Source organism: Proteus sp. TJ1640 (genome assembly GCF_003144445.1).
GTDB lineage: Bacteria > Pseudomonadota > Gammaproteobacteria > Enterobacterales > Enterobacteriaceae > Proteus > Proteus penneri.
Window position 1 is genome coordinate 364,491 of record NZ_PENY01000022.1, and the last position, 23,965, is coordinate 388,455.

The following is a 23,965-nucleotide window of genomic DNA, read 5'->3' on the forward strand; positions in this document are numbered from 1 at the left end:
TTTTAAATAGAATTTCTTGATCCAACAACCTCTATTTACGTCAATATTTAACTTAAAAACCCCCTATTTTAGGTTATTTGGTCATTTTAAGTGGTTTTATCGTTTTTTGACGAGTTGCTAACCAGCAAATTAAAGAACCGCCTGTCACCATCATTACCCCCTGCCAAAATGAGAAAGAAAGGGCGGTAGACAATAGTATTGAGGAAAATGCAGTAGAAATAACAGGCGTAAAATAAGAGAGTGTGGCTAATAAGGCTACATTGCCTCTGATCATACCGATTGTCCAAGCCGCATTAGCAAGCCCAATTGCTGCACCAGTGATTAACAAAAGCGTGATACTTTTTGTATTAATAATCCATTCAACTGGTGTTGAAAATAGGTATTGCCCCCATAACGCAAGTGAGGTTAATAAGAAAAAAGGCACTATACCATTATTCCCACCAGAAATAAGACGAGTTAAATTGCTATAAAATGCCCATAAAATGGCACCTGAAAACGCCAATATATAGCTTAATGGATTGCTTTGAATATTTTGCCATAAGCCTTCAATAGTTAGAGGATTATCCCCACTAACAACCCAAACTAATCCACTAAATGAACATAATAATCCTATGATCAGTAAAATAGAGAATCGCTGTTTATTGACTATGACAGCAAGTGCTAAGGTAAAACTAGGCCATAAATAATTCACCATTCCTAGTTCTATGGCTTGTGTTCTATCTGTTGCAAATCCTAATGCCAAGGATAAACACACTTCATATGTAACAAATAATATCGCTCCCCAAAAAAGATAACGTTTAGGAAAAAGTGATAGTTTAGGTATACCTAAGATCAAAATAAGAAACACTGTTCCTGTAGTATAAATCAGTGCAGCCCCCCCTACAGCACCAAAATACTCACTAATATTACGAATTAAACCAACAATGGTGCTCCAAAGAAGAATAGCAACAATGCCATATAACGTCCCTTTTGATGAGCTAGATATCATTTTGTGCCTTCAGATTTAAGATTGTGCCATTAGCGCCGATATTAAAATAAAACCAGCATAATTGCTTTAACCATTCTTATGCAAAAAAACAAAAAAAAGTTGAATACTGAAACATTTTGTTACAATTAATATCAAACAGAAAACATATTGATCTACTCCCATGTGTAGTAAAAAAAGTATCATCAATTTTATATTTCTAAAATACGTCTTTTAATTTCAATTTAAAATGAATAAATAATATTTCTATTTTTTTATTCAAATATAAATTTCAATTTTATATTTGAATAAAAAAGAAACCAGACCGTCTCTTTTGAGCATAAAAAGTGTTATTTTTTGTACCCTTTTATAAATAGTTTCATTGTGAAATATATCATATGAAACATCATCTTATAAGTATATTTACAGAGTCTTTTTAGGATGCTCCTTATTAGAGACTCACAACGAAATAAAAACAAAAAATAAAAATACAATAAATATCAATACGATATGTGACACCATGAAATCATTAGATAAAATAATGTATTATTCCACTTTTTAACACTAGCTATTACCGATAGTTATCAAGATACCAATAGATATCACCTATAAAACAAGCTAAAAACGATCGTTTAAAACGATTTCTCTATTTTTTTTAGCACATCTATAATTTTTGTAAATTTGACTTAGGTGTGAATATGACTGTTTTATCGTTTTTACGATAATTGCGGTAATCAGCTCTCTGTTAAATATATATAAACAACCTTACGTTACACGTCTAAAAAATAATTTACCCCCTTTTATTCTCTATTTAAAAATAGAGAATAAATAGCGTTAACTATTAACTTAATATATTAAGTTAATAGTTAAATATATATTTAAAACATAGGAATAATTAATTAATGAAAAAGTTATTATTGTCTGCAATTATCACTTCTGCAATGGCAGTTATTGTAGCACCTGCATTTGCAGAAGACACCGGCACTCCTGCACCAACAGAAGTCACCGTTAATGGCGGTACTGTAAACTTTGAAGGTTCTGTTGTTAATGCAGCTTGTGGTGTTGATAGTAGCTCAGCAAACCAAACTGTTCGTTTAGGTCAATTCCGCGTTGCCGAATTTACTAAAAAAGGTGATGAAACAGGTCGTATTCCTTTTAGTATTAAATTAAATAACTGCGATATTACTGTTTCAACATTAGCTGCAATTACTTTTAATGGTACAGCCTCTGACGGCGATGCAAGCGCATTTGCGTTGCAAGGTAGTGGTGCAGCGACAAATGTAGCATTAAAAATTACTGACTCAAGCAGTAAAAATGTTATTCCTGGCCAACCATCAACAACTCAAAAGTTAATTGAAGGCGAAAACCAATTAAATTATAACGCATCGCTTGTTTCAACTGATGACACCGTTAAGGCAGGTAGCGCAAACGTTACCACAAACTTTATGGTTACTTACTCTTAATTGCTCATCATTTTTGATTGATATCTGATTGCCAAGGACGGCATATTTTTATCAAAAAATACAATTGCCCTATATTCATTACCTAATATATTTTTATTATGAAAAAAATACTTATATTCCTTACTATTTTTCTCTTTCCATTATTATCTTATTCTAATGGTGTTTCATTAGGTGCCACACGTATTATTTATAATTCAAATATTAAACAAACCAACCTTGTTATTACTAACTCAGATAAAGAAAATAGCTTTTTAATTCAGTCATGGGTTTCTGATAATAACGGAGTTAAAAATAATAATTTTATTGTCACGCCTCCTTTATATATTCTTGATGCCAATAAAGAAAATGCATTAAGAATTATGTATACCGGTGCACCACTACCTGAAGATAAAGAAAGTTTATTTTGGATGAATGTAAAAGTAATCCCTTCATTACAAGATGAACTAGCTAAGGAAAATACACTACAAATTGCAATACAGAGCCGAATAAAGCTTTTCTATCGCCCCGGAAATTTGCCTGCTTATAATGAAAAGTTTGCAAATCAGATTTCTTTTTCTTACCAGAATGGTGAGCTTATTGCGAATAACCCAACACCTTATCATATAACTATGGTGAATTTAGCGGTAAAGGATAATCAACTTCCTACCAGCATCATGATAAATCCGTTATCTCAATTAGTGTTAGGAAAAATAAAAAGTAATGCAAATCTCATTTCATTCCAAACAATTAATGATTATGGCGCACAGACGGCTGTATTAAAAAAAGAAATTTCTCATTAAAGATTACATCAGCTCAAGACTTCTTGGTCAAAAAACATGATTAATAAAAATACAGTTTATTTCTTCTTTTCTGGTGCTATCACAATATTAATGGCTTTGCCATTTTTAGCACACAGTGCAAACCGATTTAATCCTGCATTTTTGGCTGACTCTCCCGATTCTGTCGCTGACTTAAGCTATTTTGAAGCCGGAAATAGTATCAAACCAGGAGATTACCCTCTTGATATTATTTTTAATAATGAATATCTGAGAACAGAAAACATTCATTTTATTAGCCAAGATAAAAGTGTAATTCCTTGTTTAAATAAATCTTTTTATCTATCATTAAATATTAATACTAAACTATTTTCTGATATTGAAAACGCCTCAGATAAACAATGTATTAATATTGAAGACATTATTCCCGACTCTGTTGTTAATTATGATATTGAGAAACAAGCATTAAAAATTCAAATCCCTCAAGCAGCTTTAGATCTTAAAGCACGTGGTTATATTCCACCAGAAAAATGGGATAACGGTATTACTGCGGGAATATTAAATTATACCTTTAGCGGTGCCAACAGTTGGGGAAATTCTCATAATAATAGTTACTATTTAAATCTACGTAGTGGGATCAATATTGGCGCTTGGCGATTAAGAGATTATTCCACTTGGCATTCATCTAATGGAAAAAACCAGTGGAACCACATCAACACCTATCTTCAACGCAATATCGTGTCGTTAAAAAGCCAATTACAAATTGGCGACAGTTATACGTCATCAACACTTTTTGACAGCATTAATTTCCGAGGTATTTCCTTAGAAAGCGATGACACCATGTTGCCTGATAGCCAAAGAGGTTTTGCCCCCATTGTTAGGGGAATAGCGAATACTAATGCCAAAGTCGTTATAAAACAAAATGGCTATGTTATTTACCAAACCTTTGTTGCGCCAGGGGCATTTGAAATTAAGGATCTCTATCCGACATCAAATAGCGGAGATCTCTATGTTTCTATTGAAGAGAATGATGGCAGTAAACATGATTATGTTGTGCCGTATTCTGCAGTGCCCATTTTACAGCGAGAAGGTCAAAAACAATTTGTTATTCAAGCAGGTGAAATCCGCCAAAATAACCAAAATAAAAAACCACGCTTTCTACAAGGCCATCTAATCTATGGATTGCCTTATGACACAACAGTATATGGTGGGGCTTTAGTTAGCGCTGATTATCAATCTTATGCACTTGGAGCCGGTAAAAATATGGGCTCTTTAGGTGCATTATCAACAGATATCACTTTTGCTCATAGTAAACTACCTGATAATTCGACATCAGAAGGCTACTCTTTACGCTTTCTCTACGCAAAATCACTTAACCAATTTGGTACTAATTTTCAATTATTAGGCTATCGCTATTCTACTTCTGGATTTTACACGCTAGAAGAGACGCTCAATACACGTATGTCTGGCTATCTCTATGAAGATAATCAACAAACTCCTTCACGTTATTTTGACTTGCGTAATCATAAAAAAGGCAGTCTCCAGATCAATTTATCACAACAACTTGCCGATTATGGCTCTGTTTTTATGACAACACACTGGCAAAACTATTGGGGAACGAATGAGAAAAACGTCTTAGTCCAAACGGGTTATAACGGCAATATCAAAGGACTTTCTTACAACATTATTTACAGTTATAACCGCATGATGAATAGTGGAGAAAGGGATCAAACACTCTCTTTTGGCGTTTCTATTCCGTTACAACTTCTTATGCCTTCAGGTTATCAACCCATCAATAGTGCCTATCTCACTTATAACTACAGCCATAATAATAACGGTTATTCTGCTCATAATGCAGGTGTTGCTGGCACATTGCTTGACGACAATACGTTAAATTACAGTGTTCAACAGGGATATAGCAATCAAGGTGGCAATTATACGGGAAGTGCTTCTCTTGGATATCAAAGTCGCTATGGCAATTTCAATGCTGGTTATAACTACCATCAAGATGCTCAGCAACTCAATTACAGCCTTGCAGGTGGCATGCTGTTACACAGTGAAGGGATCACATTAAGTCAGCCATTAAGCTCAAATACCATTTTAGTTGATGCTAGCAAAACAGCAGATGTACCGATTGATAATGCAACAGGAATTTATACTGATTGGCGTGGATTCGCGGTTATTCCCTATGCCACAGCTTATCGCCAAAACAAAGTTGCTCTAGATACCACGGCTCTCCCAGATAACATCGAAATTGAACAAAATATTCAACAAGTCATTCCTACTCAAGGTGCAGTTATTAAAGTTAACTTTGACGCCAAAACAGGATATCGATTATTACTGACATTAAAACAACAAGGGCGACCGCTGCCTTTCGGTGCTATCGCTACCGATAAACAGAATCATCTCTCCGGTATTGTGGGCGATGATGGTTTGCTCTACCTCTCTGGCGTACCTCACTCAGGCCTATTAGATGTTCGCTGGGGCAATGAATCATCTAAACATTGCCAAGTGAACTATCAATTACCTATTGAACAACACAATGAACCCTTTGTAAAAATGACACAGGAGTGCCAATAATGCGCAGATTAATGCTTGTTTTGGCTTTATTGATGCTTTCTATAAGCAAAGGCAATACTTATGATACTTTGATTCAAATTAATGCCCGAGTGACCGGCAACACTTGTACAGTAGAAACCAACTCAAAAACAATTACGGTGAAACTAGGTAATATTGCGACTAAAGATTTCACTTCAACGACAATTACTCAACAACGTACACCTATTATCCCTTTTAGTATTAAGTTGGTAGATTGCCAACCCGAAGCCAGTGGCGTGAAAGTCAGCTTCAAAGGGACGCCTTCTGCATCAGATAATACATTACTTGCAGTTAATCAGGATGGTGCTCAAGGTATTGCTATTGCACTTATGGATAAATCAGGCACACCTATTGCCATCAATGAGAAAAGCCAATCTTACCTGTTATTGCCTAATCAAGATAATACCTTGCAATTCTATGCCCGCTACGTCGCAACACATTTGCCTGTTAGTTCAGGGCAAGCTAATGCGACTGCGACTTTTTTACTGGAGTACCAATAATGAAATATTCCCTTTCTTTCTTATCATTACTGGTTTTTTTAGTGTTTATCCCTGAGAAAAGGGTATGGGCAGTGGCAGATCCTCTTATTGTATCACCTGTACCTATGAGTTTTGATGGTGCTGCAGATGGAACGCCAGCCGGTACGCCAATCACTTCAACATGGATTGGGGAAACATCTGTTTATAATGGTTTCAAATGTGAGAACAAATTCCTACAAAAATGTTGGGTTGAAACACTCTATGCCAATGCATTAGGTTCAAAAATAAGTGGGATCTACTATTATGAAGGCAGTAATCGATATCCTGTGTATGCTCTTGCTGGCGTAAAAGGTATTGGTTATGCCTTTGGGTTAAAAGATAATAATGACAATGTTTCTTATGTGCCTATTGATGTCGGCACAGGCTCAAGTGCAACGATTATTTATCCCGCAGCAGGCTCAACAGTAAACAAAGGCGTAGACCGCGTCTCATTAAAAGCAAAAGTTGTCTTTGTCGTTACTGACGAACACTTAGAAACTGGCGTTTATAATATTCCTTACACCGTAATTGCCAATACTTGGTCTGAGTACGGCGGTGCTCATAAAGGAAATAACACCTCACTTGTCGCGATAAATCCTGTAACAATCACCATTAAAGCTCGTGGCTGCACAGTTAATACCAAAAACCTAACCTATGAATTAGGTGATATCTCAATGAGAGAGATGAGTGCTGTTGGTTCAACCTCAAAAATACAAACAAAGCCCATTTCAGTGAATTGTGATACCAATGTTCACTTGTACGCCAGTATGACCGATCAATCTACCTATTCTAATAATACGGATATTCTCACCTTAACATCAGATTCAGATGCATCAGGTATTGGTATTCAATTTTTCTTTAATGATATCCCTACCCCCGTAACTTATGGACCTGACATTAGTGCAACGGGACAACCTAACCAACGTTTACTTCATATAACAACATCTAATAACGAAAACTACACATTAAACCTGTCAACTCGGTATATCACGACTGGAACACTAAAACCTGGTAAAGCAAACGGGTTGGCCAGTCTGACTTTTTCTTATCAATGATGATTTGAATTTTTAAGGCTGATAAATGATAGATAACAGCAAAACCATTAATTTTCGTATAGGTCAGCGAATACGCCATTTACGAAAAAAATTAAAATATTCAGGTACTTTATTCGCTAAAGAATTAGAGATAAGCCAGCAACAGCTTTCTCGTTATGAACGAGGAACAAATAGGATCAGTATCGAATTAATTTATCGTATCTCTGAGAAATTTGATGTTCATATTAGTTACTTCTTACAAAGTAATCATATTTCAAGTATTGAACAACGAAGAAAAACTCAAGAAAAAAACAATCGATTAATTGCCGAAAGTTGTATTAAGAATGATTTTAATTGAACGTAATCTATTTACTCTTTTTCTCATTACGGGCTATCTTTTACTTCTCTTTATTTTTAATTAAATAAATATGTATTCTTTTCTATTATAAAAAAGCCACCTTAACGGTGGCTTTAGGGTAAAAATTAAAGGTAATTAGCGTCCGGCTTTTAATTTTTGGTAATAACTTTCGTATAATACAGTTGCATCACCCACATCATTTTGCCATTCACCTTTGTTAATAATCTCTTCTGTTGGATAAAGAGAATTATCTTTAGTGATCACATTTGGCAGTAATTTTTGTGCGGCAAGGTTTGGTGTTGGATAACCAATATTCTCCGCAACTTTGGCTGCTATTTCTGGACGTAATAAGAAGTCGATAAGTTTATGAGCACCTTCGACATTCTTAGCATTAGCAGGTATCGCTAAGCTATCCATCCAGAAAATACCCCCTTCTTTTGGCCACACCATTTCAATCGGGGCGCCAGCATCACGAGCAATAAATGCCGAGCCATTCCAAATCATCCCTAAATTAACTTCCCCTTGCATATAAGGGTTAGCAGGGTTATCTGAATTGAATGCTAATACATTTGGCATCAACTTTTGTAGCTCTTTATAGGCTTCTTCAATCTGTTTAGGATCAGTTGTATTGCCCGAATAACCTAATTTCAATAATGCCATTTGGAATACTTCACGGGCATCATCTGTTAATAACAGGCTATCTTTATATTCAGGTTTCCATAAATCTGCCCATGAAGTAATGCTACTCACATCAACTTCATCGCTATTAATACCAATAGCTGTCGCTCCCCAAATATAAGGGATTGAGTAATCATTTTCTGGGTCGAATGATTTATGTAATAAACTAGGATCGAGATTATCAAAATGAGTTAATTTTGATTTATCGATTTTTTGTAGCATGCCTTCATGACTCATTTTAGAAATAAAATAAGTAGAAGGAACCACCAAATCATATGCACCTTCTTTATAGGTCTTTAACTTGGTATACATGCTTTCATTGGATTCATAGGTGGAATAAATCACCTTAATCCCAGTTTCTTTCGTAAACTGTTCAAGCAAACCAGGCGGCACATACTCCGTCCAGTTGTAGAAATATAATGTCTTACCATCATCAGCCGATGCTGTGCCGATACTTAATGCCATTACACTGGCAGCAAGTACAGAGGACCACTTTTTCATTTATGTTTCCTTCAGTGGTTGATGCGTTAATATCAAATAGGCAGCTAGCCTACCTCCAACAGATTGGTCATTAAGACCCCAAAAAGTGCGAGAAACTCGCACTAATACATGTCATTACGCTTTGCCAGTTCGGTCTCTTAAGATCAACTGACTAATTAACACTAATACTAAGGATAGACCTAAAAGGATGGTTGCAAGCGCATTCACCTCAGGTGAAACCCCAACTTTCACCATTGAGTAAATTTTCAGTGGTAAAATCTCATAGCTTGGTCCCGTCACAAAAGAAGAAACCACCACGTCATCCATGGATAACGTAAAGCTTAATAACCAACCTGAAGCCACTGCTGGCATGGCTAAGGGCATAATGATTTTACGTAAAATAGTAAATTCACCCGCACCTAAATCTTTGGCTGCCTCTAACATTTTCACATCAAATCCACTTAATCGTGAGTACACCGTTACTACAACAAAAGGTAGGCAAAATGTAATATGTGAAAATAAAAGCGACCAAAATCCCAATGAAACACCTAGGATCATAAACAGCACAAGCAATGAAATTGCCATCACAATATCAGGTGACATCATGACAACAAACAACATACCACCGACAAATTTTTTGCCACGAAAACGGTAGCGATAGAGTGCAACCGCTGCTAATGAGCCAATTAATGTCGCAAATGTCGCAGACGTGACCGCCATCGTTAATGAATGCCCAGCCGCTTGAAGCAGACTGTCATTATTAAATAAAATGGCGTACCAATCTGTGGTAAATCCTTTCCAATTAATCCCGAAACGCGATGAGTTAAAAGAGTTAACTATCAGAATGATAATCGGGATATAAAGATACGCGTAAATAATGGACATAAATCCACCACGCAATAACCGTCCTATCATTCTATTTCTACCTTCTTATGCAGTAGCTTCACGGCTCGGTAATACACAAACAGCATTAATCCCATCACCAATGTTAAGCAAATACTGGTTGCCGCCCCAAAAGGCCAGTCACGAATATTTAAGAATTGGCTTTTTATTACGTTACCAATTAGTAAATTCTTCGCCCCCCCCATTAAATCAGCGACAAAGAATAACCCCATAGCAGGTAACATCACGAGTAAACAACCCGCAATAATGCCTGGCATTGTTAATGGAATAATAATACGAATAAAGGTTTGAAATTTATTAGCACCTAAATCGCGCGCTGCTTCTAAACAAGGTTTATCTAACTTTTCAATGCTGGAATATAACGGTAATACCATAAAAGGTAGCAAAATATAAACCAGCCCCAGTACAACGGCTTCTGGGGTATAAATAATCCTGAGTGGTTTATCAATAAGTCCAATCCACAACAGAAATTCGTTAAAATAACCTTTTGTACTTAGGAATATCTTTAATCCATAAATACGAATAAGGGAGTTTGTCCAAAAAGGTACAATCAATAAAAACAACATTAATGGCTGTATTTTCTTAGGCATTTTTGCAAGGAAATAAGCAAAAGGATAACCTAATAATAAACACGCTAATGTTGCTACCGCCGCCATATTGATTGAATGCAGTAATACTTCTGCATACATAGGATCAAATAAGCGATAATAGTTATCGAGTGTAAAGACCATCTCGACAAGGTTAGCATCATCACGCGTTAAAAAACTGGTCGCAATGATCATGATATTCGGCAAGAAGACGAACACCATCAACCAACCCACAACACCAGTAATTACGATGTTTTGAAATAGTTTACGTGTTTTCTTCATCTGCCAGCACGACCTCCCAGCTTTCAACCCAAGTCACTGCAATTTTTTGGTCTAACGAGTGATCAACATCTGGATCATCTTCATTAAAGAATTCACTAACCATCACTACCTTGCCATTTTCCATTTCAACAACAGAATCTAGCGTCATGCCTTTATAGTTACGTTCACGAACATAACCAATCAGACCAGGCAGGTTTTCAAGATCGTGAATTTCTTCAACCCGGAGATCTTCAGGTCGAAGTAATACTTTGAGGTGCTGGTTTTGTGTCACAGGTAATGTGGTATAAATATCACATTCATGACCTTCAACATCAGCACGAATACGCGTTTCATCAATACGATGGAGTACACGTGCATCAAAGATATTAATTTCACCTATAAATTGCGCAACAAACAGGTTTGTTGGCTCTTCATAAATTTCACGCGGTGTTCCATCTTGCTCAATACGCCCTTCACGCATCACCACGATCCGGTCTGACATAGTCAGCGCCTCTTCTTGGTCATGAGTCACGAAAATAAAGGTTATTCCTAATTTACGTTGTAAGGCTTTTAATTCATTTTGCATCTGTTTACGTAATTTGTAATCCAGTGCAGATAATGATTCATCAAGCAATAAGACCTTTGGTTTATTTACAACAGCACGCGCAATCGCAACACGTTGCTGTTGTCCACCTGAAAGGTGTGCAGGGCGACGTTGGGCGAAATCTTCAAGTTGCACCATACGCAAGGCTTCTTCAACGCGAACATTAATCTCTTCAGCAGGCGTTTTTTGCATGCGAAGACCAAATGCGACGTTTTCAAAAACAGTCATATGAGGGAAAAGTGCGTAACTTTGGAAAACCGTATTTACAAAACGTTGTTCCGCTGGGATATCCGTAATATCTTGCCCATCAAGAATTATTTGCCCATCGTCAACGTCTTCTAAACCCGCAATTAAGCGCAAAACCGTCGTCTTACCACAGCCCGAAGGACCAAGGATGGTTAAAAACTCGCCATGGTTGATAGTGAGATCGAGGCGGGAAATAATTTGTTTTCCGTCGAAACCTTTACTTAAGGATTTTAATTCGACAACTGGTATCAGAGATGTTTTCTCAGTCATTTAAGGTAATACTCTATCCCGAAGAATAATGCAGATAGAACCGCCACTGGAAAAGACTGTGTGAGCTGCCGGAGCATTATGCTCCACAGAAGCCCAAAACCAGCGACGCCGTATGTATAGTACAAGCGGAAAATGATAAACGCAGTGACGTGAAATTGAAAGCAAAAAGGTGCTTAAACAATGAAAAACTATTCATATTTAAGTTTTTCATCATAAACTATGCTCTTTAGGATTTATGATAAAAACACAATAAAATCAAAATACTATTAATTTATATAAATAGCAAAAACCAATTAAGTTTATGATTAAATAAAATTTCGCCTAGAAGTTGTCTAATCGCCTTATTTTCCTATAAATACTTATTAGCTCATTTATTTGCAGTACTATTTTTTTGTATCGTTATTCATACAAAAAGTTAATTAAATTACGCTTCTTTTTATATTTTTATCTTATCATGATGATAAAAACTTTATATATCATATAGATGAAATTGAAATAACACCTCCTAATATTTTGAAGGTGTTAAAGGAATTGATGCCATTTTACTTAATGACGTTTTATTAATTTTTTTAAATACAAAATTGCGTTATTCACATTGGGTAAAGGGCCAATTTTGTCATTTAACAGTGGAAATGTACCTGTTCTAATTAATAAGTCACGCATTTGTATCGGCGTTAACACACTGTTTGTATGGTCTTTATACCAAGATTGGATCACCGCCGCAGCTCCTGCAACTAAAGCACTAGCTGACGATGTACCACTAAAATTAGCCGTATAAGTATGGTTATCATCACTTCTAAACAGATCACCATAACCAGCCGTTGTAACATCTTCTCCCCACGCTTGTACATGAATAGGTGAACCATGCGTTGAGAAAGGCAATCGATTTAATGTATAGGGTGAACCCGCACCAACACGTATTGAATTATTATCATGACGTTGTCGATAACTTTCATAAGCAGGTAAATCTAAATCTACCCCTCCATTACCAGCCGCCATAATCACAATGATCCCAGCATCTGTTAATGCGCGAGTCGCTTCCCAAATATGCATTTCATAGTCAGCGGGTACGTATGCTTGGTGCTCACAGATGGTTTGCATTTCATATAAAACGATATCGCCCGCATGTAATATGCGTTTACTGGCAATAATCGCATCAATGCGTCCACAAGTTAATTCAGAGATGGCATAAAACATATCTAATTTATAAGCGAGCCCTGTGATCCCTTTACCATCTTTTTTTCCCATTATTAATCCTGCAACCGCAGTACCGTGATCTGCCTGACTGGTTTTTTCATTAAAAGGGAGTAATGGTGTAATATTATCCGTTGATAAATCATGATGAGAAAGATTGAAATCCCACTCAATATCAGCGACTTGTATCCCTTGTCCATAAGCTTCTTGTTTCCATGCTTCAGAAATCCCTAATCCATTAATTTTATTAATATTCACCGTTTTTTCTGGCATATTTAGGTATTGCTGATATTGAGTAAAATCAGGCGTAATATTAGGAGGTTCAATAGGCTGTATCGGTATCGTTTGTACATATTCGATATCAGGGTGTTGTTGTAATACTTTAATCATTTCATCTAAAGAATAATGATTACTCTCTGGCAAATTAAGGTAATAATATTTATTTAGATCATTAAAATTTATTGAAATAGAATCAATATAATTTTTTGGGGGTAATTGATGAACAGAGGACATTATTGGAACTAAAGATATATTAGTTAAAAAGGGATAATATATTTTATGGAAATTAGAAAATAACAGATTTTTATTATCATAATCAATGTGTTTTACTTTTATAAGGATTTTTCTTTTAATGTTCATATTCAATGCTCCTCTTTTTATTTTTTTGCTTTATAGCGTAAAATATTGAGCAGTGACTATTTCCATTTTTAGTAGAGATAATATAAATAGGTTGTTTTATAAAAAATAATATCAAGCCTGTACTCTAAAAATAGGCTTAATATTATTTGAATGATATTTATTAACTAAAATCAATATGTAGACGTAACTTTCCACAACAACAACATTTAAATAAATAACCTTGGCATCCACCATCATCCCATAAGCGCTCTGATAAATCAGAAAGTTCAAAACCAACGTCTTGAATATCTTGTTCTAAAGAAGCAAATTGTTCTAATTTATCTTTGATATCGTCCCATTCTACATAATCAATAAAGGCGCAAGGTTCATCGCAATGTATTAGCCAATGTTCTTGTTGCCAGCCATGATAACCTGGCGTCCGTTTTGTTAATTCATCGAGTTTGTTTTTATCTATAGGAGGTAAAGTAGAACCACAATACTCCCCTTCTTCGTCATAAAGAACTTCTCCGCCTTCAATGCTTGCAATATCTTGAAATTCACCATCAAACTTTTCACTTGCAGAACCATCAGCAATACACCACGGGCATAGTGCATCAATATCTTCTACTGAGTAGAAAGGGCTACCATAATAGATATCAGTTTCCTTTCCACAACAATCACATATAACGGTATCATCTGTGATAAAAACACCTGTTTTTATCGGTTCAGGATGATATTTAAAATAAGGTAATGCTCTTTTTTCTGTTGGCATATGTTTTCCTATTTTATAGTTTATTATCACTTATCTTCGGCTTTATAAAATCATCCTAGCATCAGATCTAGCATGTGTAAGCTATCCTCTATGCTATAATGCGCGCTCATTTTATCTCCTTTAATAATTTAGAGATAATCACCGCCTAAATAGACGAAAGAATTACAACATGTCAGAAAATATAGAACTCAATAAATCAACAGAAAATCATGATGTTAATAGCAATTCAAAAAAATATAATTTGAACCGCTTCTCTGTTGCACCGATGCTCGATTGGACTGATCGTCATTGTCGTTATTTCTTTCGTCAGCTCAGTAAAAACACGCTGCTTTATACTGAAATGGTGACAACAGGTGCCATTATTCATGGTAAAGGTGACTATCTAAAATACAGTGAAGAAGAACATCCAGTTTCATTACAATTAGGCGGAAGCGATCCCCAAGCTTTAGCGCAATGTGCAAAATTGGCACAAGAACGTGGTTATGATGAAATTAATTTAAATGTCGGTTGTCCTTCAGATCGCGTACAAAATGGGCGTTTCGGTGCTTGTTTAATGGGAGATGCACAGCTCGTCGCAAATTGTGTGAAAGCCATGCGTGATGTGGTTGATATTCCTGTCACAGTAAAAACGCGCATTGGGATCGATGACCAAGATAGCTACGACTTTTTATGTGATTTTATTGAGACTGTCAGTCGCGATAATAATTGCGATACTTTTATTATTCATGCACGTAAAGCATGGTTATCAGGTTTAAGCCCAAAAGAGAACCGTGAAGTTCCACCTCTAGATTATCCTCGTGTTTATCAATTAAAGCGTGATTTCCCACATCTCACTATGGCGATTAATGGCGGAATTAAATCATTAGAAGAAGCTAAGGAACACTTAAAACATATGGATGGTGTTATGGTTGGCCGTGAAGCTTATCAAAACCCATCAATTTTAGCGCATGTTGATCATGAACTTTTTGATAATCAATTGCCTATTGCTGATGTTGTCGCTGCCGTAAGAGCAATGTATCCTTATATTGAAAAAGAACTCTCACAAGGTACTTATTTAGGACATATTACTCGTCATATGTTAGGGATTTTTCAAGGTATTCCGGGCGCTAGACAATGGCGTCGTCATTTAAGTGAAAATGCGCATAAACAAGGTGCTGATTTATCTGTATTAGAAAATGCCCTGAAATTTGTGACTGATAAATAATGTAAAAAATAAAACCAGCCCCTAAAGGCTGGTTTATTTTAATTAAAGTAATGAGAAGAAACGATTATAATTTGCAATTAAATAAGCGATTTGAAATTCAAAAGCCTCTTTAACTTCACTTTTACCTTCTTCTGAACCCTCTTTCTTTTTAATATCAAAAAAGGCGTTTTGCATTAATTGAACTGATACATCCATTGATTTTTGAAATGCAGATAAATTATTATTTTCACCCAATCGTTTAAATAATGCTTCTATCTTTTCATCAGCCACATCACGAATAAACTGTAATTCAACATTACTGACTTTATTATCCTCATAGATAAAATCAATAAAATCATTTAACTCATTCTTTTGCATAAACACTCCATACTCTATTAATAAAATCAGTAGAAACGTAAATTAAAAGAGATAAAGTTAAAAATAAATATAAAATAAAAATAAGGTTTTTTTTTGATAATAAAAATAGGAATGCATTATATTTATTAATAAAAGATAAATATTTAAAACCTGTCTAATTTATTTTAAACAGGTTTTTAAATCTTAAAAATAATAATTAAGGAATAAGTAAGCTTGATCCTTGAGATTGTCGGCTTTCAAGATAATGATGCGCTTCTTTGGCATCTGCTAAAGCAAATTTCTGATTATCTGGCACACTGACATCAATTTTACCACTACCAATTAACGCAAATAATGCTTCACTTGCAGCATCTAGCTCTTCGCGCGTTGTGATATAACCTGAAATAGATGGGCGCGTCACATATAAAGAACCTTTTTTATTGAGAATACCTAAATCAACACCCGTTACTGCACCTGATGCGTTACCAAAACTCACCATTAAGCCTCGATGTTGCAAACAGTCTAACGAGTCTAACCAAGTCGCTTTACCAACAGAATCATAAACAACTGGCACTTTTTGGTTATTAGTTAGCGCCAAAACACGTTCCACAATCGACTCAGTCTGGTAATTAATTACTTCCCATGCACCTGCGGCTTTTGCTTTAGCAACTTTTTTATCACTGCCTGCTGTACCAATCATTTTTGCGCCAATGGCTTTTGCCCACTGGCTTGCAATTAAACCAACGCCACCAGCAGCCGCGTGAAATAAGAAAGTTTCACCAGTTTGTAATTTATAGGTCTCATTGAAGAGATAATAAACCGTTAATCCTTTTAAAAAAGAGGCTGCAGCTTGTTCAAAAGAGATATTATCAGGCAGACGCGCCACTTTATTTTCTGGTACATTATGCGTATCGCTATAAGCCCCTAGCGGAGATTGCGCATACACAACTCTGTCCCCTTCTTTTAGTGAAGTCACTTTAGCGCCTGTTTTAATAATAATGCCTGCAGCTTCAGTGCCTAATCCACTTGGAAATTGGCTTACAGGATATAATCCGCTACGTACATAAGTATCAATATAGTTAATACCAATTGCCTTATTGGCAACTTGAACTTCGTGATCACCAAGAGGAGCGGGTGTAAATGTTACTAACTCAAGAACATCTGCATCACCATGAGTTGCAAATTGAATACGTTTAGCCATTACTATCTCCTTTGTAGGATGAGAGGTTAAATACACGAGCGCAAAAAGACCTTTAGAGATAATGACAAAGGATAGCTATTTCTACAAGGCACAGATAATTGGGTTAGCGTATACTAATACGCTGACTGAGACTTTTTCGATTTTATGCAGGATTTATGGCCAGAAACAAGACCACTGACAAGCTGATGTCTGATATTAAAGACCGACAAATGGAGGGATTAAAGCTACCTCCCCATTCGCTGGAAGCAGAGCAGTCCGTGTTAGGCGGTCTGATGATAGATAATGAACGTTGGGATAATGTTTCTGAACGCGTCACCGCAGAAGACTTTTATAGCCGACCTCATCGTACTATTTTCTCTCAAATGCAACGTTTGTTGGAATTAGGCAAACCTATCGACCTTATTACGCTATCAGAAGCATTAGAACAAAATGCCGAGTTAGACAGTGTTGGCGGCTTTGCTTATTTAGCAGAACTTTCTAAAAATACGCCAAGTGCGGCGAACATCAACGCTTATGCCGATATTGTCCGAGAACGTGCTGTTGTTCGCGATATGATAAAAGTCGCCAACGAAATTGCAGATGCGGGTTTTGATCCTCAAGGACGCACCAGTGAAGATCTACTCGACTTTGCTGAATCAAGAGTGTTCCAAATTGCTGAAACAAGAGCCAATAAAGACGAAGGACCTAAAGCAATAGATGCCATTTTAGAAGAGACAGTTGAAAAAATAGAACAGCTCTATCAAAAACCTCATGATGGTGTCACTGGGGTTTCAAGTGGTTATCAAGATCTTGATAAAAAAACCGCAGGATTACAAAAATCAGATTTAATTATTGTCGCGGCACGTCCTTCGATGGGTAAAACCACATTTGCCATGAACTTATGTGAAAATGCGGCAATGACAGAAGAAAAACCCGTACTTATCTTTAGTTTAGAGATGCCTGGTAACCAAATTATGATGCGTATGTTGGCGTCATTATCTCGTGTCGATCAGACAAGAATTCGTACAGGCCAGCTTGATGATGAGGATTGGGCGCGTATTTCAAGCACCATGGGTATTTTGCTTGAAAAACGCAATATGTATATCGATGACTCATCGGGTTTAACACCAACGGAAGTGCGCTCTCGTGCTCGCCGAATTTATCGAGAACATGGCGGTTTAAGTCTTATCATGATTGACTACTTACAGCTAATGAGAGTACCTTCATTATCTGAAAACAGAACATTAGAAATTGCTGAAATTTCTCGTTCTTTAAAAGCATTAGCTAAAGAACTGCAAGTTCCCGTGGTTGCACTATCACAGTTAAACCGTAGTTTGGAACAACGTGCTGATAAACGCCCTGTTAACTCCGACTTACGTGAATCGGGCTCTATCGAGCAGGATGCTGACCTTATCATGTTTATTTATCGTGACGAGGTTTATCACGAAAGTAGTGATTTAAAAGGTGTTGCAGAAATTATCATCGGTAAACAACGTAATGGTCCAATTGGTACAGTCAGACTTACCTTTAACGGTCAATGGTCACGCTTTGATAACTACGCTGGCCCTGCTTACGACGATGAATAATCACTAACCTTGATTTAATTAGAGGAAGTATTGGAATAATATGAAAGCGGCAACCGCAGTGATAGATCGCCGCGCTCTGCGTCACAATTTTCAGCATGTGAGAGACTATGCCCCACATAGCCACCTGATAGCTGTCGTGAAAGCAAACGCTTATGGTCATGGGTTATTAGAAACAGCGTATACCTTAATGGATAATGCTGATTGTTTTGGTGTTGCACGTATTGGTGAAGCATTAACCTTACGAAGTGGGGGCATTGTAAAACCCATTCTTCTGTTAGAAGGTTTTTTTGATATTGCTGATTTACCTATTTTGGTCGTCAACCATATTGAAACCGTTGTTCACAGCCAAGAGCAATTAGAAGCCTTAGAACAAGCCAATTTAGATGAACCCGTAAAAGTATGGATGAAAATCGATACTGGTATGCACCGTTTAGGTATACGCCCTGAAGATGCACAAGCTTTTTATTTACGACTTTCTGCCTGCAAAAATGTACAACAACCTGTCAATATTGTGAGCCATTTTAGTCGCGCTGATGAACCTGATGTTCCTGAAGCAACACAAAAACAAATCTCACTATTTCAAGATTTTATTCAAGATAAAGCCGGTGATAAGTCTATCTCAGCTTCTGCTGGTATTTTATTTTGGCCTCAAGTTCATTATCAATGGGTTCGCCCCGGCATTATCACTTATGGCATCTCACCTACTGGTGATGAAAGAACGGGCAAAGACTTTGGTTTAACCCCGGCAATGACACTGAAAACAAGTCTGATCGCCGTTCGTAAACATAAAGCAGGTGAACCTGTTGGTTATGGCGGCACCTGGGTCAGTGAAAAAGACACTTATCTTGGTGTGATCGCCATTGGTTATGGTGATGGCTATCCTCGCAGTGCGCCGTCAGGTACTCCGGTGTGGATTAATGGTCGAAAAGTGCCTATTGTGGGTCGTGTTTCGATGGATATGATCAGCGTCGATTTAGGGACTGAACTGATTGATAGTGTCGGTGATGAAGCTATTTTATGGGGAGATGTGCTGCCTGTAGAAGAAATTGCCAAATATAGTGGTATTAGCGCCTATGAGTTGATTACAAAATTAACCTCGCGCGTCATCATGGAATACCTAGACGAACAATAATACACACGATATTGTATCCCTATGACACACTAAAAGTGATTGGAGAAGAAGCCGTGTTTCAACAGGTTGAAGCGTTTCCGGGAGATCCGATTCTCTCATTGATGGATGTTTATAACAAAGACCCGCGTCAGGATAAAATTAATTTAAGCATTGGTCTTTATTATGATGAAGAAGGCAAGACCCCTATTTTAGGAACAGTGTCAGTTGCACGTCAGCAGCTCAATGCCATGACCCCCACAGCAACACTTTATTTACCAATGGAAGGGCTAGCACCTTATCGTAGCGAAATTCAAGATCTCCTTTTCGGTGCAGATAATCCTCTAATTGCAGAAAAGAAAATAGCCACAATCCAAACATTAGGTGGATCAGGTGCATTAAAAGTGGGTGCTGATTTTCTGCATCGCTATTTCCCAGGATCAGAAGTGTGGATAAGTGATCCAACTTGGGATAATCATCGTTCTATTTTTGCAGGCTCAGGTTTCAAAGTGAATGACTACCCTTACTTTGATCCTGAAACCAAAGGCGTAAAATTTGAAGCACTTTTAGATTGCTTTAAAAAACTGCCTGAAAAAAGCATTGTATTGATGCATCCTTGTTGCCATAACCCAACAGGTTCTGATCTGACTAAAGATCAATGGGATAAAGTCACTGAAGTATTAAAATCTCGCCAAGCAATTCCATTTTTAGATATTGCTTATCAAGGATTTGCTGAAAACTTAGATGATGACGCTTACGCGATCCGTACTATGGCAAAAGCAGGATTACCGATACTTATCAGTAACTCTTTTTCAAAAATATTTGGGATCTACGGTGAACGTGCAGGCGGCTTATCCGTTGTTTGTGATAATGCCACTGAATGCGAACATGTGTTAGGTCAGTTGAAAGCGGGTGTACGTCGTATTTATTCAAGCCCTGCAAACTATGGTGCACAAATTGTCAATAAAGTGCTATCAGACCAAGTTTTAACTGCACAATGGCAAAAAGAAGTCGCACATATGCGTGATCGCATTAAAGAGATGCGTGTTACGTTAGTCAAAGCTTTAAAAGTTGCACTGCCTGAAAAGAATTTTGATCATCTATTAACTCAACGCGGTATGTTCAGCTATACCGGCTTTACACAAGCACAAGTTGACAGATTACGTGACGAATTTGGTATTTATCTTGTTGGTACTGGCCGTGTTTGTATGGCAGGTGTTAATACCGGTAATGTTCAGCGTATTGCTCAAGCCTTTGCGGCTGTGAGTATTTAAACCAATTAACACGATTTCATGATAAAAAAATACCTGCCTATTTTTCATAAGCAGGTATTTCTTTTTACTGCATCACAACATTACTGTCGCTTTAGGTTTTCGCCTTTTATATATTGACAACTTGCTTCTTTTCCCCAGCATTACGACGCGCTTTTTCTTCCATAATCTCAATGATTTGAATATCTGTATGTTGCATTGCACGACTCGCTAATGCACAGAGATTCGCTATTGAGCTATCAACATTGTCGCTGACAATACCATCAGTACCCGCAACACTTTGATTTTGCATCGCCATCAATACTGCTTTATAGGCACTCGCTGCACTACTTGATACTTTCATTGCACAGCTATTGGATGCGCCATCACAGATAATGCCACTGATATCACCAATCATACTGTTGATAGACATACTGACAGTGGTGAAATCTTTTGTCAGTAACCATGCCATTCCTGCTGCTGCCCCCATTGAAGCTGTGGTTGCAGCACAAAGAGCAGAAAGTGGTGGAAAATGGCTATGGACATAAATTGCCATTAAGTGTGATAAAACTAACGCACGCAATAAAGTTTCATCATCTGCTTTAATAAATTCAGCAACAACCATTACGGGCAATGTTGCGGCAATACCCTGATTACCAGAGCCTGAGTTACTCATTGCAGGTAATACCGCGCCCCCCATGCGAGCATCAGAAGCTGCTGATGCTCTGATCATGATTTCATTAAGTAAGTCTTTACCTAACAAACCTTTCTCTTGTTGCAGAATTAAGGTACGGCCAATGGCTAATCCATAGGTGTTTTGTAGCCCCTCTTCTGATAAAGCACCATTTAAACGAGCAGCATTAAGCATAAACTCAATTTCGCTCACGGGTACATTAAGTGCGAAGTTATAGATATCTTCAGCACAAGCATCAGTAAAAGGTTTTTCATCAGTACATGCATAATTATTGGTAAGCGCCGATTTATCTTCTTCAAAAACAACGCTACCGTTACATTCACAACGAACAACGTGTGTATGCTCTCTTGCAATACTGACGATGGCATAACCAGATTGGCTATACACTTTCGCTTCAGAATAAAGAACATCCTCACAAGGTGCTTTTACACCCACGGTGACTTTACCTTGAGCAACCAGTGTTTTAGCTTGAGCAACCGCATCAGCGGATGCTTTTAATAAGACCTCCAATCCAGCATCAGGATCTCCTCCTGTCGCACCTAATGCTGCCGCAATAGGTAGCCCAGCCATTCCCGTTCCCGGCACTGTTACGCCCATTCCGTTTTTCATCAAGTTTGGCGAAACCCAAGCTTCGATACGAACAACTGGCTCTCCTAAAAGCGCAGTTGCTTTCGCTGCTGCCAATGCTAATGATATTGGCTCAGTGCAACCGACTGCAGGCTTAACACCTTCACGTAACTGACGAACAAACTGTGACCATAAATGAGAATTTTTGTTCTGGCTCATAATCTAACACCTTGGATTAATTTAGTTTTTAAAAACAACTCCTAACTAGAACCGAAGCTGGCGACTATGAAAATGCCAAGAACGGAGAGATAACGAGCAGTAAACCGGTAAAGATAATCAGATAGAGTGACGCACCTTTGTATTTGTGTAACATAGGTACTTTGTACACTAAGTATGCAGGGATAAGACAACCCACCATACCGAAGATTGGGCTACAAATTGAAGTGAAGCTTAGTACTGGTGCATTAAGGATGATTGCACCCCATGCCAGTAGCACAGCGAAAATCATGATGCCATTTTGTACCCATTTTTGGTTGATTTTTTCTAATGGGATATAACGTTGCAGAATGTTCATGACGATCCCTTGTGTCGCCTCACGGAAACCTAAGTAGACACCAAAGAATGCCGTCATTACAGCGAAGATATTCAGCATAACGCTTACTACTGTAACCCAACCGCCAGGGAAGAATTTCGCAGCAATCGCTAATGCAGAGATATTTTGTTCATACGCTTTAACGGCTTCATCATGACCCATTGCTAATGTAAATGAGATTGCATAGAAGAAAACTGTACAGAACAACACACCAAACGCGATGTTCATTGCACGTAACGCTTTGTGACGAGCGACTTCACGGTTTTTATTGCGACCACGGTAAGAGATAACCATTGGACTTAATGTTTGGATAAACAGAATTGAAGTCAATGTAAAAGGTAATGTAATGATTGCTTCTTTGATTAAACGTCCAGCAGGTGGTAATGCTCCTACGTTATAAAGGTGCCACATACCAATCATGGAGAGCCCTAACGCTGCAACAACCAGCAGTTTAGTCAGCACCATAAAGCTTGATAATTTAAACAGTAATTGCTCACCACGAGAAGAGATGGCCACTAAAGCACAAATCAAGATCAATCCATAGAATGGGTTTTCTGACAGTAAACTTTCAGTTACACCAAATGTTTGTAAGTAAGAAGCACTGTCATTGGTGATGGCTGTTGAGTAAACAAACATCCAAATGACCAACATAACAAAGTAAAGTGCGCCTAATAAAATACCCCAGTTTTTACCAAGATAACCTGTGATAACGCTTGGGTAGTCTTTACACTCTGGAGATTCAGCCAACGTATTAATAAATAGACGTTGGAAAAGGTACATCGCTGGATAACCAATCAGTGAAGATAGTAGGAAAACCCATAATCCCATCAGGCCTACCTGTACAGGTAAAAACACAATACCTGCACCGATCGCCATACCGATACTCATGATAACCCAGCCCACATCATTGCCGTCGAATTTAATAGCTGCACGCCATTCTTGTTCAGTCATACCTGCGCGACGCGCGCCAGCACTAGTTGCGGGATAGCTTGTTGTCTCTGTTTTTGAGGAAGCCGTTTCCATATTAGTACTCACTTTTTATATTGTAATTGTTAATAGCAAAACGAATTTTGGGGGTAAAAAAGTCTATCTAACATTGCGATGTCAAAATAACCTTACTCTTTGCAGGTATTATTTATTATGGG

21 protein-coding genes are annotated in these 23,965 nt (G+C 37.3%); 10 read left to right on the forward strand and 11 right to left on the reverse strand.

Annotated elements, in window-relative coordinates:
• Window positions 1-73: 73 nt before the first annotated feature.
• Window positions 74-988, reverse strand: coding sequence for an aromatic amino acid DMT transporter YddG (yddG, locus tag DK861_RS11010; protein ID WP_109400118.1), 915 nt, complete (start codon window positions 986-988; stop codon window positions 74-76).
• A gap of 878 nt (window positions 989-1,866) precedes the next feature.
• On the opposite strand from yddG, the gene DK861_RS11015 reads away from it, so the two are divergent.
• The 6 genes from DK861_RS11015 to DK861_RS11040 all read left to right on the forward strand — a co-directional run bounded on the left by DK861_RS11015 (window position 1,867) and on the right by DK861_RS11040 (window position 7,690).
• Window positions 1,867-2,427, forward strand: coding sequence for a fimbrial protein (locus DK861_RS11015; RefSeq protein ID WP_006536338.1), 561 nt, complete (start codon window positions 1,867-1,869; stop codon window positions 2,425-2,427).
• A 98-nt stretch (window positions 2,428-2,525) separates the two neighbouring features.
• On the forward strand, window positions 2,526-3,206 hold the full coding sequence (locus tag DK861_RS11020) for a fimbria/pilus periplasmic chaperone (RefSeq protein ID WP_109400119.1): 681 nt from the start codon (window positions 2,526-2,528) through the stop codon (window positions 3,204-3,206).
• A 36-nt stretch (window positions 3,207-3,242) separates the two neighbouring features.
• Window positions 3,243-5,762: a fimbria/pilus outer membrane usher protein gene (locus DK861_RS11025; protein WP_109400120.1), complete on the forward strand. Its 2,520-nt coding sequence runs from the start codon at window positions 3,243-3,245 to the stop codon at window positions 5,760-5,762.
• Window positions 5,762-6,280 (forward strand): fimbrial protein, encoded by a 519-nt coding sequence (locus DK861_RS11030; protein WP_072064473.1) that lies wholly within the window; start codon window positions 5,762-5,764, stop codon window positions 6,278-6,280. Before DK861_RS11025 ends, DK861_RS11030 begins: the two co-directional genes overlap by 1 nt.
• Complete coding sequence (locus DK861_RS11035; RefSeq protein ID WP_109400121.1) at window positions 6,280-7,353, forward strand: fimbrial protein; 1,074 nt, start codon at window positions 6,280-6,282, stop codon at window positions 7,351-7,353. The genes DK861_RS11030 and DK861_RS11035 overlap by 1 nt, the downstream gene beginning before the upstream one ends.
• Before the next feature lie 25 nt (window positions 7,354-7,378).
• Complete coding sequence (locus DK861_RS11040; protein ID WP_072064475.1) at window positions 7,379-7,690, forward strand: helix-turn-helix transcriptional regulator; 312 nt, start codon at window positions 7,379-7,381, stop codon at window positions 7,688-7,690.
• Between the two features lie 135 nt (window positions 7,691-7,825).
• Here DK861_RS11040 and potD read toward each other — a convergent pair whose 3' ends face one another.
• From potD to cbrC, 6 genes are all read right to left on the reverse strand, one after another.
• Window positions 7,826-8,869: a spermidine/putrescine ABC transporter substrate-binding protein PotD gene (potD, locus tag DK861_RS11045; RefSeq protein ID WP_006536345.1), complete on the reverse strand. Its 1,044-nt coding sequence runs from the start codon at window positions 8,867-8,869 to the stop codon at window positions 7,826-7,828.
• Window positions 8,870-8,983: 114 nt separating this feature from the next.
• Window positions 8,984-9,763 carry a spermidine/putrescine ABC transporter permease PotC gene (gene potC, locus DK861_RS11050; protein WP_036934543.1) on the reverse strand — a complete coding sequence of 260 codons (780 nt, stop codon included), beginning with the start codon at window positions 9,761-9,763 and terminating at the stop codon, window positions 8,984-8,986.
• On the reverse strand, window positions 9,760-10,620 hold the full coding sequence (gene potB, locus DK861_RS11055; protein WP_072064476.1) for a spermidine/putrescine ABC transporter permease PotB: 861 nt from the start codon (window positions 10,618-10,620) through the stop codon (window positions 9,760-9,762). The genes potC and potB overlap by 4 nt, the downstream gene beginning before the upstream one ends.
• On the reverse strand, window positions 10,604-11,719 hold the full coding sequence (potA, locus tag DK861_RS11060) for a spermidine/putrescine ABC transporter ATP-binding protein PotA (protein ID WP_072064477.1): 1,116 nt from the start codon (window positions 11,717-11,719) through the stop codon (window positions 10,604-10,606). The genes potB and potA overlap by 17 nt, the downstream gene beginning before the upstream one ends.
• A 546-nt stretch (window positions 11,720-12,265) precedes the next feature.
• Entirely contained in the window at window positions 12,266-13,303 is a 1,038-nt protein-coding gene (locus tag DK861_RS11065; RefSeq protein WP_239452166.1) for a S8 family serine peptidase, read from the reverse strand.
• A 409-nt stretch (window positions 13,304-13,712) separates the two neighbouring features.
• The gene (gene cbrC, locus DK861_RS11070; RefSeq protein ID WP_109400123.1) at window positions 13,713-14,303 is read right to left on the reverse strand and encodes a PF03691 family colicin E2 tolerance protein CbrC; all 591 of its coding nucleotides are present in this window, start codon (window positions 14,301-14,303) and stop codon (window positions 13,713-13,715) included.
• A 169-nt stretch (window positions 14,304-14,472) separates the two neighbouring features.
• Between cbrC and dusA the strand changes: the two genes are divergently transcribed.
• Window positions 14,473-15,507, forward strand: coding sequence for a tRNA dihydrouridine(20/20a) synthase DusA (gene dusA, locus DK861_RS11075; RefSeq protein WP_109400124.1), 1,035 nt, complete (start codon window positions 14,473-14,475; stop codon window positions 15,505-15,507).
• A 42-nt stretch (window positions 15,508-15,549) separates the two neighbouring features.
• Here dusA and DK861_RS11080 read toward each other — a convergent pair whose 3' ends face one another.
• Window positions 15,550-15,864, reverse strand: coding sequence for a hypothetical protein (locus tag DK861_RS11080; RefSeq protein ID WP_072065183.1), 315 nt, complete (start codon window positions 15,862-15,864; stop codon window positions 15,550-15,552).
• A 196-nt stretch (window positions 15,865-16,060) separates the two neighbouring features.
• Entirely contained in the window at window positions 16,061-17,044 is a 984-nt protein-coding gene (locus DK861_RS11085; RefSeq protein ID WP_109400125.1) for a quinone oxidoreductase, read from the reverse strand.
• Between the two features lie 155 nt (window positions 17,045-17,199).
• Between DK861_RS11085 and dnaB the strand changes: the two genes are divergently transcribed.
• Genes dnaB through DK861_RS11100 form a run of 3 tightly spaced genes read left to right on the forward strand, consistent with a single transcriptional unit; the run spans window position 17,200 to window position 20,991 of the window.
• A complete protein-coding gene (gene dnaB, locus DK861_RS11090; RefSeq protein ID WP_023583065.1) occupies window positions 17,200-18,609 on the forward strand; it encodes a replicative DNA helicase in 1,410 nt (469 codons plus the stop codon).
• A gap of 40 nt (window positions 18,610-18,649) precedes the next feature.
• Complete coding sequence (gene alr, locus DK861_RS11095; RefSeq protein ID WP_006536361.1) at window positions 18,650-19,741, forward strand: alanine racemase; 1,092 nt, start codon at window positions 18,650-18,652, stop codon at window positions 19,739-19,741.
• Window positions 19,742-19,794: 53 nt separating this feature from the next.
• On the forward strand, window positions 19,795-20,991 hold the full coding sequence (locus DK861_RS11100; protein WP_109400126.1) for an amino acid aminotransferase: 1,197 nt from the start codon (window positions 19,795-19,797) through the stop codon (window positions 20,989-20,991).
• 106 nt (window positions 20,992-21,097) lie between these two features.
• Here the strand turns inward: DK861_RS11100 and DK861_RS11105 are convergent, their stop codons facing one another.
• Together DK861_RS11105 and DK861_RS11110 are read right to left on the reverse strand one after the other, a co-directional pair.
• Window positions 21,098-22,447, reverse strand: a complete 1,350-nt coding sequence (locus DK861_RS11105) for an L-serine ammonia-lyase, iron-sulfur-dependent, subunit alpha (protein WP_109400127.1) — start codon at window positions 22,445-22,447, stop codon at window positions 21,098-21,100.
• 64 nt (window positions 22,448-22,511) lie between these two features.
• Complete coding sequence (locus DK861_RS11110; RefSeq protein WP_006536365.1) at window positions 22,512-23,843, reverse strand: amino acid permease; 1,332 nt, start codon at window positions 23,841-23,843, stop codon at window positions 22,512-22,514.
• Between the last annotated feature and the right edge of the window lie 122 nt (window positions 23,844-23,965).

Bases quoted from the DNA above. Each gene is read 5' to 3' on its own strand.
- yddG (WP_109400118.1), bottom strand. From the start codon at position 988: ATGATATCTAGCTCATCAAAAGGGACGTTATATGGCATTGTTGCTATT.
- DK861_RS11015 (WP_006536338.1), top strand. From the start codon at position 1,867: ATGAAAAAGTTATTATTGTCTGCAATTATCACTTCTGCAATGGCAGTT.
- DK861_RS11020 (WP_109400119.1), top strand. From the start codon at position 2,526: ATGAAAAAAATACTTATATTCCTTACTATTTTTCTCTTTCCATTATTA.
- DK861_RS11025 (WP_109400120.1), top strand. From the start codon at position 3,243: ATGATTAATAAAAATACAGTTTATTTCTTCTTTTCTGGTGCTATCACA.
- DK861_RS11030 (WP_072064473.1), top strand. From the start codon at position 5,762: ATGCGCAGATTAATGCTTGTTTTGGCTTTATTGATGCTTTCTATAAGC.
- DK861_RS11035 (WP_109400121.1), top strand. From the start codon at position 6,280: ATGAAATATTCCCTTTCTTTCTTATCATTACTGGTTTTTTTAGTGTTT.
- DK861_RS11040 (WP_072064475.1), top strand. From the start codon at position 7,379: ATGATAGATAACAGCAAAACCATTAATTTTCGTATAGGTCAGCGAATA.
- potD (WP_006536345.1), bottom strand. From the start codon at position 8,869: ATGAAAAAGTGGTCCTCTGTACTTGCTGCCAGTGTAATGGCATTAAGT.
- potC (WP_036934543.1), bottom strand. From the start codon at position 9,763: ATGATAGGACGGTTATTGCGTGGTGGATTTATGTCCATTATTTACGCG.
- potB (WP_072064476.1), bottom strand. From the start codon at position 10,620: ATGAAGAAAACACGTAAACTATTTCAAAACATCGTAATTACTGGTGTT.
- potA (WP_072064477.1), bottom strand. From the start codon at position 11,719: ATGACTGAGAAAACATCTCTGATACCAGTTGTCGAATTAAAATCCTTA.
- DK861_RS11065 (WP_239452166.1), bottom strand. From the start codon at position 13,303: ATGATTAAAGTATTACAACAACACCCTGATATCGAATATGTACAAACG.
- cbrC (WP_109400123.1), bottom strand. From the start codon at position 14,303: ATGCCAACAGAAAAAAGAGCATTACCTTATTTTAAATATCATCCTGAA.
- dusA (WP_109400124.1), top strand. From the start codon at position 14,473: ATGTCAGAAAATATAGAACTCAATAAATCAACAGAAAATCATGATGTT.
- DK861_RS11080 (WP_072065183.1), bottom strand. From the start codon at position 15,864: ATGCAAAAGAATGAGTTAAATGATTTTATTGATTTTATCTATGAGGAT.
- DK861_RS11085 (WP_109400125.1), bottom strand. From the start codon at position 17,044: ATGGCTAAACGTATTCAATTTGCAACTCATGGTGATGCAGATGTTCTT.
- dnaB (WP_023583065.1), top strand. From the start codon at position 17,200: ATGGCCAGAAACAAGACCACTGACAAGCTGATGTCTGATATTAAAGAC.
- alr (WP_006536361.1), top strand. From the start codon at position 18,650: ATGAAAGCGGCAACCGCAGTGATAGATCGCCGCGCTCTGCGTCACAAT.
- DK861_RS11105 (WP_109400127.1), bottom strand. From the start codon at position 22,447: ATGAGCCAGAACAAAAATTCTCATTTATGGTCACAGTTTGTTCGTCAG.
- DK861_RS11110 (WP_006536365.1), bottom strand. From the start codon at position 23,843: ATGGAAACGGCTTCCTCAAAAACAGAGACAACAAGCTATCCCGCAACT.